14 protein-coding genes are annotated in these 14,508 nt (G+C 49.4%); 6 read left to right on the plus strand and 8 right to left on the minus strand.

Features of this window, described 5'->3' with window-relative positions; translation table 11 throughout:
- Positions 1-38: 38 nt before the first annotated feature.
- Both FBF26_03410 and tuf read right to left on the minus strand, forming a co-directional pair.
- Positions 39-965, minus strand: coding sequence for an L-lactate dehydrogenase (locus FBF26_03410; GenBank protein QJU10295.1), 927 nt, complete (start codon positions 963-965; stop codon positions 39-41).
- A gap of 133 nt (positions 966-1,098) precedes the next feature.
- Entirely contained in the window at positions 1,099-2,283 is a 1,185-nt protein-coding gene (tuf, locus tag FBF26_03415; GenBank protein ID QJU10296.1) for an elongation factor Tu, read from the minus strand.
- Positions 2,284-2,409: 126 nt separating this feature from the next.
- On the opposite strand from tuf, the gene FBF26_03420 reads away from it, so the two are divergent.
- Positions 2,410-2,925: a hypothetical protein gene (locus FBF26_03420; GenBank protein QJU10297.1), complete on the plus strand. Its 516-nt coding sequence runs from the start codon at positions 2,410-2,412 to the stop codon at positions 2,923-2,925.
- 138 nt (positions 2,926-3,063) lie between these two features.
- The gene (glmS, locus tag FBF26_03425) at positions 3,064-4,890 is read left to right on the plus strand and encodes a glutamine--fructose-6-phosphate transaminase (isomerizing) (GenBank protein ID QJU10298.1); all 1,827 of its coding nucleotides are present in this window, start codon (positions 3,064-3,066) and stop codon (positions 4,888-4,890) included.
- Between the two features lie 10 nt (positions 4,891-4,900).
- Here the strand turns inward: glmS and tgt are convergent, their stop codons facing one another.
- Complete coding sequence (gene tgt, locus FBF26_03430; protein ID QJU10299.1) at positions 4,901-6,103, minus strand: tRNA guanosine(34) transglycosylase Tgt; 1,203 nt, start codon at positions 6,101-6,103, stop codon at positions 4,901-4,903.
- A gap of 39 nt (positions 6,104-6,142) precedes the next feature.
- On the opposite strand from tgt, the gene FBF26_03435 reads away from it, so the two are divergent.
- On the plus strand, positions 6,143-8,107 hold the full coding sequence (locus FBF26_03435; GenBank protein ID QJU10300.1) for a 1,4-alpha-glucan-branching enzyme: 1,965 nt from the start codon (positions 6,143-6,145) through the stop codon (positions 8,105-8,107).
- 42 nt (positions 8,108-8,149) lie between these two features.
- Here FBF26_03435 and FBF26_03440 read toward each other — a convergent pair whose 3' ends face one another.
- Positions 8,150-8,728 carry a uracil-DNA glycosylase family protein gene (locus tag FBF26_03440; GenBank protein QJU10301.1) on the minus strand — a complete coding sequence of 193 codons (579 nt, stop codon included), beginning with the start codon at positions 8,726-8,728 and terminating at the stop codon, positions 8,150-8,152.
- Positions 8,729-8,808: 80 nt separating this feature from the next.
- Between FBF26_03440 and FBF26_03445 the strand changes: the two genes are divergently transcribed.
- Positions 8,809-9,261 (plus strand): hypothetical protein, encoded by a 453-nt coding sequence (locus tag FBF26_03445; GenBank protein QJU10302.1) that lies wholly within the window; start codon positions 8,809-8,811, stop codon positions 9,259-9,261.
- Here the strand turns inward: FBF26_03445 and FBF26_03450 are convergent.
- From FBF26_03450 to FBF26_03465, 4 genes are all read right to left on the minus strand, one after another.
- Positions 9,242-9,814, minus strand: coding sequence for a hypothetical protein (locus FBF26_03450; protein ID QJU10303.1), 573 nt, complete (start codon positions 9,812-9,814; stop codon positions 9,242-9,244). The two genes, FBF26_03445 and FBF26_03450, sit on opposite strands and share 20 nt — an antisense overlap.
- Before the next feature lie 178 nt (positions 9,815-9,992).
- Positions 9,993-10,409 (minus strand): hypothetical protein, encoded by a 417-nt coding sequence (locus tag FBF26_03455; GenBank protein QJU10304.1) that lies wholly within the window; start codon positions 10,407-10,409, stop codon positions 9,993-9,995.
- Positions 10,396-11,106, minus strand: coding sequence for an NUDIX hydrolase (locus FBF26_03460; protein ID QJU10305.1), 711 nt, complete (start codon positions 11,104-11,106; stop codon positions 10,396-10,398). The genes FBF26_03455 and FBF26_03460 overlap by 14 nt, the downstream gene beginning before the upstream one ends.
- 132 nt (positions 11,107-11,238) lie before the next feature.
- Positions 11,239-11,826, minus strand: coding sequence for a peptide deformylase (locus FBF26_03465; GenBank protein QJU10306.1), 588 nt, complete (start codon positions 11,824-11,826; stop codon positions 11,239-11,241).
- A 208-nt stretch (positions 11,827-12,034) separates the two neighbouring features.
- Here FBF26_03465 and FBF26_03470 point away from each other — a divergent pair, with 208 nt between their 5' ends.
- Together FBF26_03470 and FBF26_03475 are read left to right on the plus strand one after the other, a co-directional pair.
- Entirely contained in the window at positions 12,035-13,798 is a 1,764-nt protein-coding gene (locus tag FBF26_03470) for an ABC transporter ATP-binding protein (protein ID QJU10307.1), read from the plus strand.
- A gap of 44 nt (positions 13,799-13,842) precedes the next feature.
- Positions 13,843-14,496, plus strand: coding sequence for a DedA family protein (locus FBF26_03475; GenBank protein ID QJU10566.1), 654 nt, complete (start codon positions 13,843-13,845; stop codon positions 14,494-14,496).
- Positions 14,497-14,508: the final 12 nt, after the last annotated feature.

Consider the following 14,508-nt stretch of genomic DNA (forward strand, 5'->3'; position numbering starts at 1 on the left):
ATCTATACTGTAACATATAATATTTATTCCGTCAAGCATTACTCTAAACTACGAATTGCCTCCGTTACCACTTCGGCCGAATGACGTAGCGCCGCCTGCTCGCGCTCATTAAGCGGATATCCAGTCAAGATCTTCACACCATCTGCACAAATCGTTGACGGTAGGCCAAGCACTACATCGTGCAGTCCATACTCGCCCTCAACCAGTGAGCAAACTGGATATACTGAACGCGACGATGAGCGTAGTGCCGAGACAATCTTGGAAATAACGAAACCAATTGCATAATACGTCGACCGCTTGGTCTCGATCACCCGGTATGCCCGCTGACGAATTTTCTCCTCAATACCGTCGACCATCGCTGGCTTAAATCCCGGATAATCAGCAAGTGGTACCTCACCGACTTGCGCTGATTCAATTGTCGCAAATGATGAATCACCATGCTCCCCTAAAATATAGGCATCAACCTCTCGACTATGTACATCTAGCTGATCCGCGATATACGACTTAAGCCGCGACGTATCGAGCGTCGTTCCGGTACCAAACACCCGACCCTTTGGCAAGCCCGATTCCTTCAGCGCCACATACGTTAATGCATCGACCGGATTCGACACTACAAGGATATACGGACGGGCACCGTTTCTCATAATATTTCTCACTGTCCCACGCATAATCTCAGCGTTCACGCCAAGTAACTCCAATCGTGTCTGCCCCGGCTGCTGCGGCGCACCAGCGGTGATAACCACGATATCATCAGTCTTGATATCGTCATAACTGCCTGGCCGCACCACAACACACCGATCAATTCCCATTGCGTCATTGATATCAGCCGCCTGCCCCCACGCCAAGTCAGGGTTGCGGTCGATCAACACAATTTCCTCAACTACACTCCGCAGTGCACAGGCGTACGCCGCCGTCGCACCGACCATGCCACCCGCACCGACGATCACCAACTTCTGTTTATTCATGTTTGTCTCCTAATTTTTATTGCGATAACTTCTCTACTGTAACGCTATCTTGTTGTTTTGTCAAGATACTCATAGTAATATATCATTAAAAATCCCCCGGAAACCGGGGGATTTTTGGGCTGCAGTGTAAAGACTATTTGTTAATCTTTGTCACCACACCAGCACCAACGGTACGGCCACCTTCGCGGATGGCAAAGTTCAAACCTTGCTCCATAGCGATTGGGGCGAGCAACTTAACCTTGAAGGTTACGGTGTCGCCTGGCATGACCATTTCTTTGTCAGCTGGCAGCTCAACTTCACCCGTCACGTCAGTGGTGCGGAAGTAGAACTGTGGCTTGTAACCCTTGGAGAATGGAGTGTGGCGACCGCCTTCTTCCTTCTTCAGGATGTACACCTCAGCTTCAAACTCGGTGTGTGGTGTAATCGTACCTGGCTTAGCCAAAACCTGACCGCGCTCAATGTCGCTGCGCTCAATACCGCGTAGCAAAACGCCGGCATTGTCACCTGCTTGACCCTGATCCAGAGACTTCTTAAACGCCTCAATACCAGTGACTACTGATTTCTGAGTTGGGCGGATACCAACGATTTCAACCTCGTCGTTCAGCTTAACAACACCCTGCTCGATACGACCAGTTGCCACAGTACCGCGACCCTTGATCGAGAAGACGTCCTCAATTGGCATAATGAATGGCTTGTCCATGTCACGTGGTGGCTCTGGGATATAGCTATCCATAGCATCAACCAGCTCCATGATGGCGTCTTCGTACTTCTCATCGCCCTCCAATGCCTTAAGAGCCGAACCCTTGATAATTGGAGCATTCTCGTCAAAGCCGTTCTTAGCAAGCAGCTCACGAACTTCTTCTTCGATCAGCTCGACCATATCTGCGTCAGCCATGTCCATCTTGTTGAGGAAGACAACGATCTTTGGCACGCCAACCTGCTTTGCCAGCAGCACGTGCTCGCGGGTTTGCGGCATCGGACCGTCGGTTGCAGCAATCACGAGGATCGCGCCATCAACCTGGGCAGCACCGGTGATCATGTTCTTGACGTAGTCAGCGTGGCCTGGCATATCAACGTGCGCGTAGTGACGGTTCGGTGACTCGTATTCTTGGTGTGAGCTGGCGATAGTAATACCACGCTGGCGCTCTTCTGGTGCGTTATCGATCTGGTCGTACGCAACTGGCTTGTTCACTGCGCTTGGGAGGCGCTTTGCGAGCACTGCCGTAATTGCGGCGGTCAGTGTCGTCTTACCGTGGTCAACGTGGCCCATTGTACCCACGTTAACGTGCGGCTTGCTTCGGTCAAATGCATCTGCCATTTGTAGAAGTTCTCCTTTATTTAATTATATTTCACGCGGGTACAGTCCATTAAACAGACCTCACGGCGTATGTTCTTAATTATAACTGGTTTGCAAACTGTTGTAAATAGGGTTTATACTATGAGCATGAGTATCTTTTCTAAAAAAGTAACACCCGAGGCAGCCCGCGCCGGCGTGTACCCAAAACGATTATCATATGACGAGCGTCAGAAGCTAAATGCCGAGTACGATCGTCGCCATCAAACCAGCTTACCAAAACTACCTTCGTTAAGTATCGCTCTCATTTTGACCATAGCACTTGCAGTAACCTGGATGTTCATCAAGCTCACCACCTTATTTATCAAAGCCAGCGGACAGTCTGCCGTCTTTCTATTATTCTTTCTATTTATCTTCATCGCGATCTGCTACGGTGTCACATTTTTCTACGTCAAGCGCACCCTTGATAGGCTCAGCGTTAGTGGTACAAAATTTGTTATCGTTTACGTCGCACTCATCAGTATCGTACTCGGGTGCTGTCACCAACTCGGTGTCGCCACCTTTCATACACTTCTGTCATTACCGCTTCCAACTTTGTTAATCGCTACTGGTGGACACTACGTTGCGACGAGTGTACTCGCCAAATGCTGCATCCATTTTGAATAGTGATATTAATAATTGTATTATATACAACACTTTCTTACAGGGGTAGGTTGTTGTAATTATTACTTTTTGTTCATTTTTTCTCTATGATACCGTATACTAAAGAATGTGTATCAATTAATACTAAAGGAGAAATAATTTATGTGTGGAATTGTTGGCTATATCGGTGAGCGCGAGGCGCAGAATATCCTTGTCGCTGAACTAAAGCGGCTCGAGTACCGCGGCTATGACAGCGCCGGAATTATCACCCTGTCGGATTCTGCTACACCAACCCTGCTGCGTACCAAAGGCAAGGTAGCAGCACTGGAAGAGCTCGTCGGACAACATAAGACGAGTGATACGGTCGGCATCGGACACACCCGCTGGGCAACGCATGGTGAACCAAGTAAACGCAATGCCCATCCACACCACGTCGGTGATATTTACTTGGTACATAATGGTATTATCGAGAACTACCAAGACCTTAAAACGATGCTTTCTGGTCATGAGTACGAATTTAAGAGTGATACTGATAGCGAGGTACTGGCAGCCCTGATTGACTATCTGCGGCGCGACTCACCAGATTTACTGACAGCGGTCACTGGTGCATTGAAAATGGTCGTTGGAGCATATGGCATCGCAGTGCTTGATACCATGAACCCCGAAGAAATTATTGTGGCTCGCCAAGGTAGCCCGCTAATCATTGGTGTCGGAGACGGCGAAACGTATATCGCTAGTGATGCTTCGGCGCTGGTTGGCTACACCAATCAAGTAGTGTATCTACACGATGGTGAAATTGGCCGCTGTACTCGCGATGGGTTAGAGTTACAAACGATTGAATCACGAAAGCTTGATGTCAAGATCGAAATGCTCGACATGGATATGCAGGCGATTCAGAAGCAAGGCTTTGACCATTTCCTCGCCAAAGAAATTTACGAACAGCCAACCAGCCTCACCTCCACCCTGGCTGGCCGCGTACTGCCTGAACAGAAATATGCGCGCCTCGGCGGTCTCAACATGAGCGATGATGAACTGCGCCACGTTAAACATGTCATCATCGTTGGCTGCGGCACTGCCTACTTTGCTGGTGTGCAAGCCAGCTACTTTATCGAGCAGCTAACTGATGACGTAACCATCAGTGTCGAGATTGCCAGTGAGCTACGCTACCGCGCATTCAACGTACCTGAACACTCGGTCGCTATGATTGTTAGCCAGAGTGGCGAAACGGCCGACACCCTTGCCTGCCTGAATGAATTGAAGCGACGTGGCGTTAAATGCCTCGGCGTCGTCAATGCCGTCGGCAGTACAATCGCCCGAGCGGTTGATGGCGGCGTGTACTTGCACGTTGGCGCCGAGATTAGTGTCGCCAGCACCAAGGCCTTTACCTCACAGGTTGCTGCTCTGACGATCTTTGGTATTATGCTCGCCAATGCCAAGGGTACCAACCCACAATTTATTGATGAATTTGTGCAAGAATTAGCGATACTACCAAGTGAGATCCAAAAAGTCCTTGATAAACAAGGTGCCGAGATACCTTCCATCGCTAGGGCATATGCTGATTACAATCACGCACTCTACATCGGCCGCGATACGCTTTATCCGATTGCCATGGAGGGTGCACTGAAACTTAAAGAAGTAAGTTACATTCACGCCGAAGCGTATGCCGCCGGTGAGCTGAAACACGGTCCGATCGCCCTGATTGATGACCATTTCTTTGAAGTCTGCTATATCCAAGACAATTGGTTATACGAAAAATCCCAGAGCAACTTGATCGAGATGAATACTCGCGGTGCTCACGCCATTGTCATCACCGACACGACGAAAAAGGTGCCGGGCGAAACGGTGATCCGTGTCGTAACGAAGCTATCGCACCTCACGCCACTTCTGTTCAATGTCGTGTCGCAACTCCTAGCCTATCACGTGGCTGTCAAGCGCGGTCATGACGTCGATCAGCCACGCAACCTCGCAAAGAGCGTGACGGTCGAATAGGCTACTCACCTTAGCGGCGATAGTACGTCGCCAAAAACTCTTCACGAAACTCGTAAAATGTCCCATCCTCTAGGCTGGCGCGGATATCATCAACCAGTTTAACGATAAATCGCTCGTTATGGATTGATAATAGCGTGCCAGCCAGAGATTCGCGGGCGTGTAGCAGATGACAGAGATAGGCGGCGGTGTAGTGGCGGCACGTATAGCAGTCGCAATCTTCCATAATTGGCTCAAACATTTCGCGGTATTTTCTCCCGCGGACATTAGCCCGGCCAAATGGCGTATAGGCGGCACCGTTTCTGGCCACGCGCGTTGGGCTGACACAGTCAAAGGTGTCGATTCCCTGCTCAATTGCCGCAAAGATGTCGTCCGGCTCAGAAATGCCGAGTAAATGCCGCGGCTTGTTCTCGGGCAAGATTTGATTGACCCACTGAATCGTCTGGGCCATAGTTTCCTTTTCCAGCGCACCGCCGATACCATAGCCGTCAAAATCCATCGCACCTAAAAACGCAGCCGTTTGCTTGCGTAAATCTTCATAATTCGCACCCTGCAGCACGCCAAACAACGCTTGATACGGCTTGTCGGGACGAGCTTCACGGAGGCGCTTAACCTCCGCTAAACTCCGCTCCGCCCAGGCATGCGTTCGCGCCAAGGCCTCGACTTGATAGTCATACGGATCAATCAGCGAGGTCAGTTCGTCAAAGGCGAAGGTAATATCCGCACCAATGCCCGACTGAATTTGCATGGATAATTCCGGCGTAAATTTATGGTACGAGCCGTCCAGATGCGATTTGAACATTACGCCGTTTTCGTCCACCCAAGCGTGGCGCGACGATTTTTTAGCGATGGCAATTTCCTCATCGACATCAGTACTCATCGCCAGTACTTTCTTAAAGCCCGAACCCAGACTCAGCACCTGAAAGCCGCCGCTATCAGTGAACGTCGGCCCATCCCAGTGCATAAACTTGCCCAAATAACCAGCCTTTTCAATCAGTTCATGACCCGGCTGCAAATATAGATGATAGGCATTTGCCAGCACTGCCTGCGCGCTGACATCCGCCACCATTTCTGGCACCATCGCCTTGACATTAGCCTTAGTTCCAACCACGATAAACGCCGGCGTTTTAATATCCCCGTGCGGCGTGTGAATAATGCCAGTGCGCGCCAGCGTGTCGTCAAGCCTAGAAGTGATCTCAAAAGAAAACGGTTTCATTTGATAGATTATATCAGTTTTTTCCGCTACACTAGAAGCATGAGCAAGAAAACGCTGGTTGAGCTTGATCCGTGGCTGGCGCCGCATGGACCTATCATCAAGTCACGTGAGGCTTATGTTTCGTCGACGCTACGGAGAGTGTTGGACGGCAAATCGCCGGCGGATTTTGCGCTAGGTTTTCATCATTTTGGCTTACATCAGACGGCGGCAGGCTGGACGTTTCGCGAATGGGCACCGAATGCTACGCGCATAGTGATGGTTGGCGAATTTTCCGATTGGCAGGAGCGTGAGGAATTTACCCTGCAGCCTGGTGCGCATGGTGAATGGAGCATTGATTTGCCGAAAGACGCGCTGCACCACGGCCAGAGCTATAAACTACGCGTCTATTGGCCAAATGGCGACGGATGGCGTCTACCATCATACGCCACCTATGTTGTTCAAGATGATGATTCGGTGGACTTTTCGGCTGTAATTTGGCAGCCTGATGAGCCATATCGGTGGCAGCATGACATTCCGCCTGTGCCAAACGTACCGCTAATCTATGAGGCCCATGTTGGTATGAGCAGCGAGGAGGAAAAGGTCGCCACTTTCAATGAATTTACCGCGGGCGTCCTACCGCGCATCAAACAAGCCGGCTACAACACCATCCAACTGATGGCCATCGCCGAGCACCCGTACTATGGCAGTTTCGGCTATCACGTCAGCAACTTTTTTGCGGTGTCATCACGGTTTGGCACGCCCGATGATTTCAAACGGCTGGTTGACACAGCACATGGTTTGGGGCTGCGCGTCATCATTGATATCGTCCATGCTCATGCCGCTAAAAATGAAGTCGAAGGCCTCGGTAATTTTGCGGGCAGCCTGACGCAGTATTTCAAAGCTCTCGACCATCCAGCGTGGGATTCGCGGCTGTTTGATTATGGTAAGCCGGAAGTACTGCACTTTTTGGCCAGCAATTGCCGCTGGTGGTTGGATGAATACCACGTTGACGGTTTTCGGTTTGATGGCGTGACCAGCATGCTATATCACGACCACGGTCTAGGCAAAAGTTTCACCAGCTATGATGATTATTTTACTGATGACGTCGACAAGGACACCCTGGTCTATCTCAGACTGGCAAATGACGTCATTCACGCTGTTCGCCCCGATGCCACGACCATTGCTGAGGAAATGAGCGGACTACCGGGCTTGGCGGCACCGACAGAACACGGCGGCCTAGGCTTTGATTATCGATTGGCGATGGGTGCGCCCGACCTCTGGATCAAGACATTGAAAGAAAAGCGCGATGAAGATTGGGATTTGGGCGAGCTGGTGCATACGCTGAGTTCGCACCGCCCAGAGGAAAAAGTCATCACGTACGCCGAAAGTCACGACCAGGCCTTGGTTGGCGACAAGACACTGATTTTTCGACTGATCGACAAAGCCATGTATTGGCACATGGACAAAGCCAACCCCGACCTGACAGTAGAGCGCGGCGTGGCGCTGCACAAACTAATTCGGCTAATGACCGCCGGACTGCACGGCGGCGGCTACCTTAATTTCATGGGCAATGAATTTGGACATCCCGAGTGGATCGACTTTCCGCGCCAGGGTAATCATTGGTCGTTCAAGCACGCTCGCAGACAATGGAGTTTACGCGACAATGGTTTTCTCAAATACCAATGGCTGGGCGAATTTGACGCGAGCCTGATGAAGCTCATTAAAACCGTTGACGACTCGGGCATTCACTACCTCACCGTTCGCCAACACGACCATGTGGTTAGTTTCATACGCGGCGATCTGCTGTTTATTATGAACTTCTCACCCAACCAGTCGTGGACGGATTACGGCGTGCCGGCGGCGGCTGGGTCATACAGCGTAATTTTGGACAGCGACGACAAGCAATTTGGCGGGCAGGGCCGGGTTAATCCTAACGGCCGCTACTTTACGACGCCACATGGCAACGAGCATATTATACGTGTATACATACCGACACGAAGTGGCCTCGTGCTACAAAAAGATTGACCGCGAAGCTATGTTAGTATGAATACCCTACCATGATCTTGACTACTGTGCTAATTCTTTGACCATCTTAGACAGAATCGGAATGACGTTCATTTCGAACCATGGATTGCGCGCCCGCCAGCGGAAGTTAAGCGGTGATGGATGGACAAGTGGAAAATAATGAGGCAGATACTCCATATAATGCGCGACTGTTTCGGTCAGGTTGCGCTTCGCCTGTTTGTTGAGATAGTATTGCTGAGCATGAGCACCGACTAAAATCGTCAGCCTCACATCCGGCATCTGTGCTAGCAGCCGTGGATGCCACTTTTTGGCAAACTCCGGTCGCGGCGGTAAATCACCATGCGCAGCCTTACCTGGATAATAAAAATCCATTGGCATTAGAGCAAACAAACTAGGATCATAAAATTGTTCATCGGTAACCCCCAGCCACTGACGCAATGTGCGACCACTGGCATCATTCCATGGCGTGCGTGTTTCCTGCGCTATTCGTCCCGGCGCCTGACCAACCAGCACGATACGTGAGCAGGGCGAAGCGGTATAGACTGGCGGCCAACCACGAGCATGAAACGAAGCATTCATACTATCTTGATCGATTTCATCATACAGCAACGGCCTAGTCATTACGTTAGTATATCACAACCATTCTATACTGTTCATGCTACAGGCTATCCTTCATCAATATTATGTGATATATTGTTCACATGGATATAAACTCAAAAAATATCATAGCTACCTTGATCTCGCTCGGCATCCCACCGGCCTCAGCAACGATCATACATTGCCTCCTGATCGCCCCGCCATATCATCATAGTCACACGAGCCTCCATGAGCAAACTGGCCTCAGCAAGGCGGCCGTTACCGGTGGACTACGCTACCTGGAAGCACTTGATATGATCTCCTATCAAACAGACAGTTCACGACGGCAGCATATCGCTCTTGATATCAAGCCGCTAGTCACCTACACTCAACAACGTATGCTGCTGTTCGACAAACTGGCTGACGAATTACACGCAGCATCGGCCGAGCAAGTAGACAGTGAGTTTTCATCGGATATCGCCATGGTAGCTGAGCTGTATAGCGCAATCAACGAAACAATTTGGCAGGCTATAACGACCTGGGAAGAGCAATATACCTCTACTCATCCATTGAAGTAAGATATTCTTCCAGGAAATCGCTCCACTCCGGTACATTCTTTTCTCGAAAATAGGCACGAAGAAAGGTAACCATAGTTTGTTGACGAATTAATGCTTCGTCTCGGCCCGGGTCGGTCATCATAATCTTTGCTAGCTTCAACAACTTCTCAAAGAAATAATTAATGAAGCTATCGCCATCATGCGTGCCGCCGTTGGCGTTATATCGATATGCATCAATGTTCACATCAGGCCAAACAGTTGGATCAAATATCCGACAACTACCGTGATTCACCGCATAAATAAGTGCCCGCTCGATACCGCATGCCCCAATCGCATCACACATATCAGCGTCAGATACCAGCTGACCAGCCAAACGCTCTGGCCGCACACCATGTAGATAACGACTATAGCCAATCCGAGCAATATTATAACGCACCGCATCCTGCAAATCAGCCGCAACACCAGCCTTCGTCATAATTGACGTGGCATTATTGAGTTCATCCGCTTGCTTTTTGCCAACTAATTTATAATCATCAACGTCGTGTAGCCATGCCGTCAGCAGCACTTCGTCCATTGAAGCCGCTTCTTTATGCTCATTCGCGAATCGCTCTGCTAGCCGTGCCACATTCGTCGCTATGGCCTGACGTATCGCCGCCAAGCAGTCGGCAGACTTCCTGCCTTACTATTGTCATTGATTTGTTCATAGACTTTATTATACACCCCCATGCAAGTTATGGACGTAAATCTATTTATTAGCTCCGAAATCCCAAGATGTATAATGCATCATACACGCTCGGAACAACGTAAACTAGTTCACGCAGCATAATATCAACCGGTGCTGTTCGTGAAAAGATTGGTTTCTTTAATGCGAGAGCATAACCGATCTCCATCGCAGCACTTATGCCAACATAGCCTTTGGGGGCATGCAGTAAAATAAAATCAGACTGCTCAATAGCCCGTAAATGCCAGTTTTCTATCTCTCGAGGCGACAGGCCAACTTCTGCAGCATCAACAACAAATTCACCGTCCATAAAGTCCACTCGTCGCGGTGACAATACCTGACAGCCGGTTGCGGCTAGCTCGTCGTAAGCTCGCTGTAACCCGTCAATATCGCGCCTGTAAGACCCGCACAATACCGCACGTACTGCCCGTGGTTTAGAACTCCGCATTACCATATTCATATATTATTTCAGTCAACTCGCCGCACCCGTTGATACACGCCGTGATTTCTCGCAAAAAACTCTTGTACTTTTTTGGCTCATCACGCATCTCGTCGAGCGTACGCCAGGCATTTCTGCCGCCCTCAAACTGTACGGCCAATTTGCCTGAAAATACCTTGCAAAACATCAGGTGAAAGATCTTATCTTCGATAATTTCACCTGTTTGCGCATGGCGCACACATTCATGGTACACCCCGCGATGAACAAATTCACCCCGTAAGCCCGTCTCCTCCGTCAATTCACGCGAGGCCGCATCGACGATTGACTCGGCCCACCGCACTTTGCCAGTAGGCGCACCCCAAAACCCATAGTAGGGGTGCTTGAGCCGCTGCTGCAATAAATACTGTTTTTCTCCATTACGCTCACGCTCGATAACGAGCATAACCGCCACCTTTGGCTGCCGCTCAATAACACCGGCATCAGTATCAAGCTTATTCGCGTACTCCTTGCCCTTGATCGAGAGACAGTACCCGCCGTCGACTTTCTGCACATAACCTAGCTCAACGAGCCGTTTGATATGAAATTTAATATGATCGCTTTCCAGACCGCTTGCTTTTTGTAGTGTTGCGAAATTGGCCGCTGGCAAAAATAACAATTCCCGCAAAATTTTCGTCTGTGCCTCATGGATCTTTGCTTCAAAACTCATATCGCCTCCTTTGGCTTTAGTGTAGCGCGATCGGATTAGAAAAACTAGGGAAGTCGACTTCCCTAGTGTAGAGGCGTAGACGTGTCACGCTCCTCTCATAGAATCAGAGATTAGATAATCTCAATAGCTACGTCATTCCTGAGTACTGTTAGTTGACGCTCTGCGGATCGCCAACTCAGCCAGGGCGGCCTTCTCTGTCCGCGGCCCACTTTTTATTCTGTCTGTAAAAAAGATACCGTTCAAATGATCTGTTTCGTGCTGGATAACCCAAGCATACATACTATCAAAGGCCTGTTCATGCGTCTCGCCCTGCTCATCTGTCCAGCGCAACGTAACCTCAGGGTAACGCGTGGTAAAACCCATTGGTGTCGTTTCAGAATCACCCGTCACTCCGCTCAGGCAGCCCTCTGGATTCAAGCTCTTCACAGGTTCACCGCTGTATTCAACGATCTTGGGGTTAATTGCCACGAGCCGAAATGGCTCGACTTTGGCATCCTCAGGCGGCCGCACATCAATGATAAAGATTGCGAGATCGCTCCCAATTTGATTAGCGGCGATACCTACGCCTCTGGGACCCTGTGAACGCAGCGTCTCGAGCATATCGTCTATGGTCTGTTGCACATGATCGCTCCCTATGTCCTCATGTTTGACGGGTACGGCTTCTTGCGTTAGTATTTTACGGCCACCTTCAGTAAAAAAATTTACAATTTCGCGTTTCATGTCTTTATTATACCATATTTATTGGGTAATAAATGGTAAGACCGTCGCAACATTGACGGTTCTTCCATCAGTTGACAGTCGACACACCTCTGTTATACAATGAGATACATCATTACCGTGAGTCTTGGTCACCCAAGTCCACCATACACCATAGTGGACTGTAGATGACTTATCTTTGTATTAAAATATAAATTATAGGAGTTTTACCTTGCGACAACAACACGCAAAAACAACATTACAATTACTATGGCGAGCATCACGTCCATACAAATGGCGGCGCAACCTTGCTCTCATCACAGCGACACTAACCTTAGCAGTAGGCACAATTGTCGGGCCACTGATTATCGCACAGCTCCTGGATATGATTCAACATGGTCAGCTGCAGACTGACTCTGTGTGGACATTGGTAATTTTCTATGGCATAAGTCAGCTATGGTCAGAGATTATTGGGTGGCGGATAGTACTATATTTGATGTGGACGCTAGAAACCATTATGCAGCGCGACATCGCAAACAAGGTATTCGCTAAGCTATCTGGCGAGACCATGTTTTTCCACTCCAACAAATTTGGCGGCTCGCTCGTCAGCCAAAACAGCAAGCTCAGTAGCTGTGTTGAGCGGTTTTGGGATGAGCTAGTGTGGGCAGTGCTGCCGCTAGTCATCTCACTCACCGGATCAATTGTCATTCTGTCGATGTTACTCTGGCAATACGCACTCTTTCTATTCATGTTCTCAATCATCTTTGGTGTAGCCGTCTTCTTTGGATCGCGTCCGATGGCTAAATTAAGTAGGCGCGAAGCGGAGGCTAGCAACAAGGTAAGCGGCAACCTCGCTGACATGGTGTCAAATGTGCTTGCCGTTAAATCATCTGGCGCTGAAAAAATCGAGCAGCAGCGATTTGATACAACGAATCGTGCATGGCGCAAGGCTAGCCTGGCCACCATGCGAGGATTCCTCACTGTCAGCAGTGTTTACTCAACGATAAACACCAGCATCCGAATCGGTGCCATCGTGTTCGCTATTTATGCAGCACAGCATAATATCGTTTCGGTCGCAGCGGTGTACTTAATCATTACCTACACTAGCAGTGTCGCCCGTGAGCTGTGGAATATGAATAGTATTATGCGCAATTATAACCGTATCATTGGTGACGCCCATGAGATGGTCGAGATATTACACACACCAACATCACTTGTTGATAAGAGTGATAAAAAGCTTCATGTTGATCGCGGTGTCATTGATTTTGATGCCGTGACCTTTACGCATGACGAAGGCAAGGGGGCGATGCTATTTCGCAACTTTTCACTGCATATTACACCAGGCGAAAAAGTCGGGCTGGTTGGTTCTAGTGGTTCGGGCAAGACGACTCTGACGAAATTACTGCTGAGATTTGCCGACATTGACTCGGGCACAATCACGATTGACGGGCAGGATATTGCCGAGGTTACACAATCCAGCCTCCGTTCGCAGATCGCTTACGTGCCACAAGAGCCGCTACTATTTCACCGTTCGGTGCGCGAGAACATTGCCTACGGCAAGGCTAATGCCACCGACGCTGAGATTGAACAGGCAGCCAAAAAGGCGGGGGCTTATGATTTTATCATCAAGCTGCAGGATGGTTTTGACACACTGGTTGGTGAGCGCGGCGTCAAGTTGTCGGGTGGACAGCGCCAGCGCATCGCTATCGCTCGAGCCATCGTGAAAGATGCGCCAATCTTAGTCCTCGACGAGGCGACCTCGGCGCTTGATTCTGAGTCAGAAGTTCTGATCCAAAAATCGCTCAAGACGCTGATGAAAAACCGTACCTCAATCGTCATCGCTCATCGACTTTCAACGATTGCAAAGCTTGATCGAATCATCGTGATGCATGATGGCAAGATAGTCGAGGATGGATCGCATGACCAGCTCCTTAAGCACGGCGGCCACTACGCGAAACTGTGGCAGCATCAATCTGGCGGCTTTATTGACGCCTAACCAGCACAGTCTCTAGGTAGTATGCTATAATGCATAATGATATGATGCACGCGTTTATTGATTTTATTGTTCATTTTGGTGTTGTCGCGATTTTGCTGGTTGTCTTTGCCGAATCAGGCCTACTCTTTGGTTTCATTTTCCCGGGTGACAGCCTGCTGTTTACGGCTGGCTATATGGTACAGCAACATATTCTGCCAATTGATATTCATTTCTTTGCACTACTACTCTCGCTCATGGCTATCCTTGGCGATAGCGTTGGCTACGCATTTGGACATAAAGTTGGCCGTAAATTATTTGAACGCAAAAACTCTCGCTTCTTTAAGAAGAAATATCTCGTGCAAGCCGAAAAGTTTTACGAAAAGCATGGCTCACTTACCGTGGTGCTGGCGCGATTTGTACCGATCGTGCGTACGTTTGCGCCAATCGTGGCTGGCGCTAGCAAGATGCACTACCGAACCTTTATCGTCTTTAATATCATTGGCGGCGTTATTTGGGCCACGCTTTTCACCTACCTCGGATTCTTTGCTGGCAAGGCGCTCACCGACGCTGGTATTAATATTGAGGTCGCTGCACTAATTATCATCTTCTTGTCAGTGCTGCCAATGATCATTCACGCCCTCAAGCAGGAGCATACTCGCGCGGCGTTGCGCCAACAAGTATTAGCCCTGCTCGGCAAGACTCGCCGCAAAAAGCAATAAGCATTCATGATG

The sequence above is a fragment of the Candidatus Saccharibacteria bacterium oral taxon 488 genome (assembly GCA_013100825.1).
GTDB lineage: Bacteria > Patescibacteriota > Saccharimonadia > Saccharimonadales > Saccharimonadaceae > Nanosynbacter.

Excerpts from the sequence above, each read along its gene's own strand:
- FBF26_03410 (QJU10295.1), bottom strand. The coding sequence starts at position 965 with ATGAATAAACAGAAGTTGGTGATCGTCGGTGCGGGTGGCATGGTCGGT.
- tuf (QJU10296.1), bottom strand. The coding sequence starts at position 2,283 with ATGGCAGATGCATTTGACCGAAGCAAGCCGCACGTTAACGTGGGTACA.
- FBF26_03420 (QJU10297.1), top strand. The coding sequence starts at position 2,410 with ATGAGTATCTTTTCTAAAAAAGTAACACCCGAGGCAGCCCGCGCCGGC.
- glmS (QJU10298.1), top strand. The coding sequence starts at position 3,064 with ATGTGTGGAATTGTTGGCTATATCGGTGAGCGCGAGGCGCAGAATATC.
- tgt (QJU10299.1), bottom strand. The coding sequence starts at position 6,103 with ATGAAACCGTTTTCTTTTGAGATCACTTCTAGGCTTGACGACACGCTG.
- FBF26_03435 (QJU10300.1), top strand. The coding sequence starts at position 6,143 with ATGAGCAAGAAAACGCTGGTTGAGCTTGATCCGTGGCTGGCGCCGCAT.
- FBF26_03440 (QJU10301.1), bottom strand. The coding sequence starts at position 8,728 with ATGACTAGGCCGTTGCTGTATGATGAAATCGATCAAGATAGTATGAAT.
- FBF26_03445 (QJU10302.1), top strand. The coding sequence starts at position 8,809 with ATGGATATAAACTCAAAAAATATCATAGCTACCTTGATCTCGCTCGGC.
- FBF26_03450 (QJU10303.1), bottom strand. The coding sequence starts at position 9,814 with ATGGACGAAGTGCTGCTGACGGCATGGCTACACGACGTTGATGATTAT.
- FBF26_03455 (QJU10304.1), bottom strand. The coding sequence starts at position 10,409 with ATGCGGAGTTCTAAACCACGGGCAGTACGTGCGGTATTGTGCGGGTCT.
- FBF26_03460 (QJU10305.1), bottom strand. The coding sequence starts at position 11,106 with ATGAGTTTTGAAGCAAAGATCCATGAGGCACAGACGAAAATTTTGCGG.
- FBF26_03465 (QJU10306.1), bottom strand. The coding sequence starts at position 11,826 with ATGAAACGCGAAATTGTAAATTTTTTTACTGAAGGTGGCCGTAAAATA.
- FBF26_03475 (QJU10566.1), top strand. The coding sequence starts at position 13,843 with ATGCACGCGTTTATTGATTTTATTGTTCATTTTGGTGTTGTCGCGATT.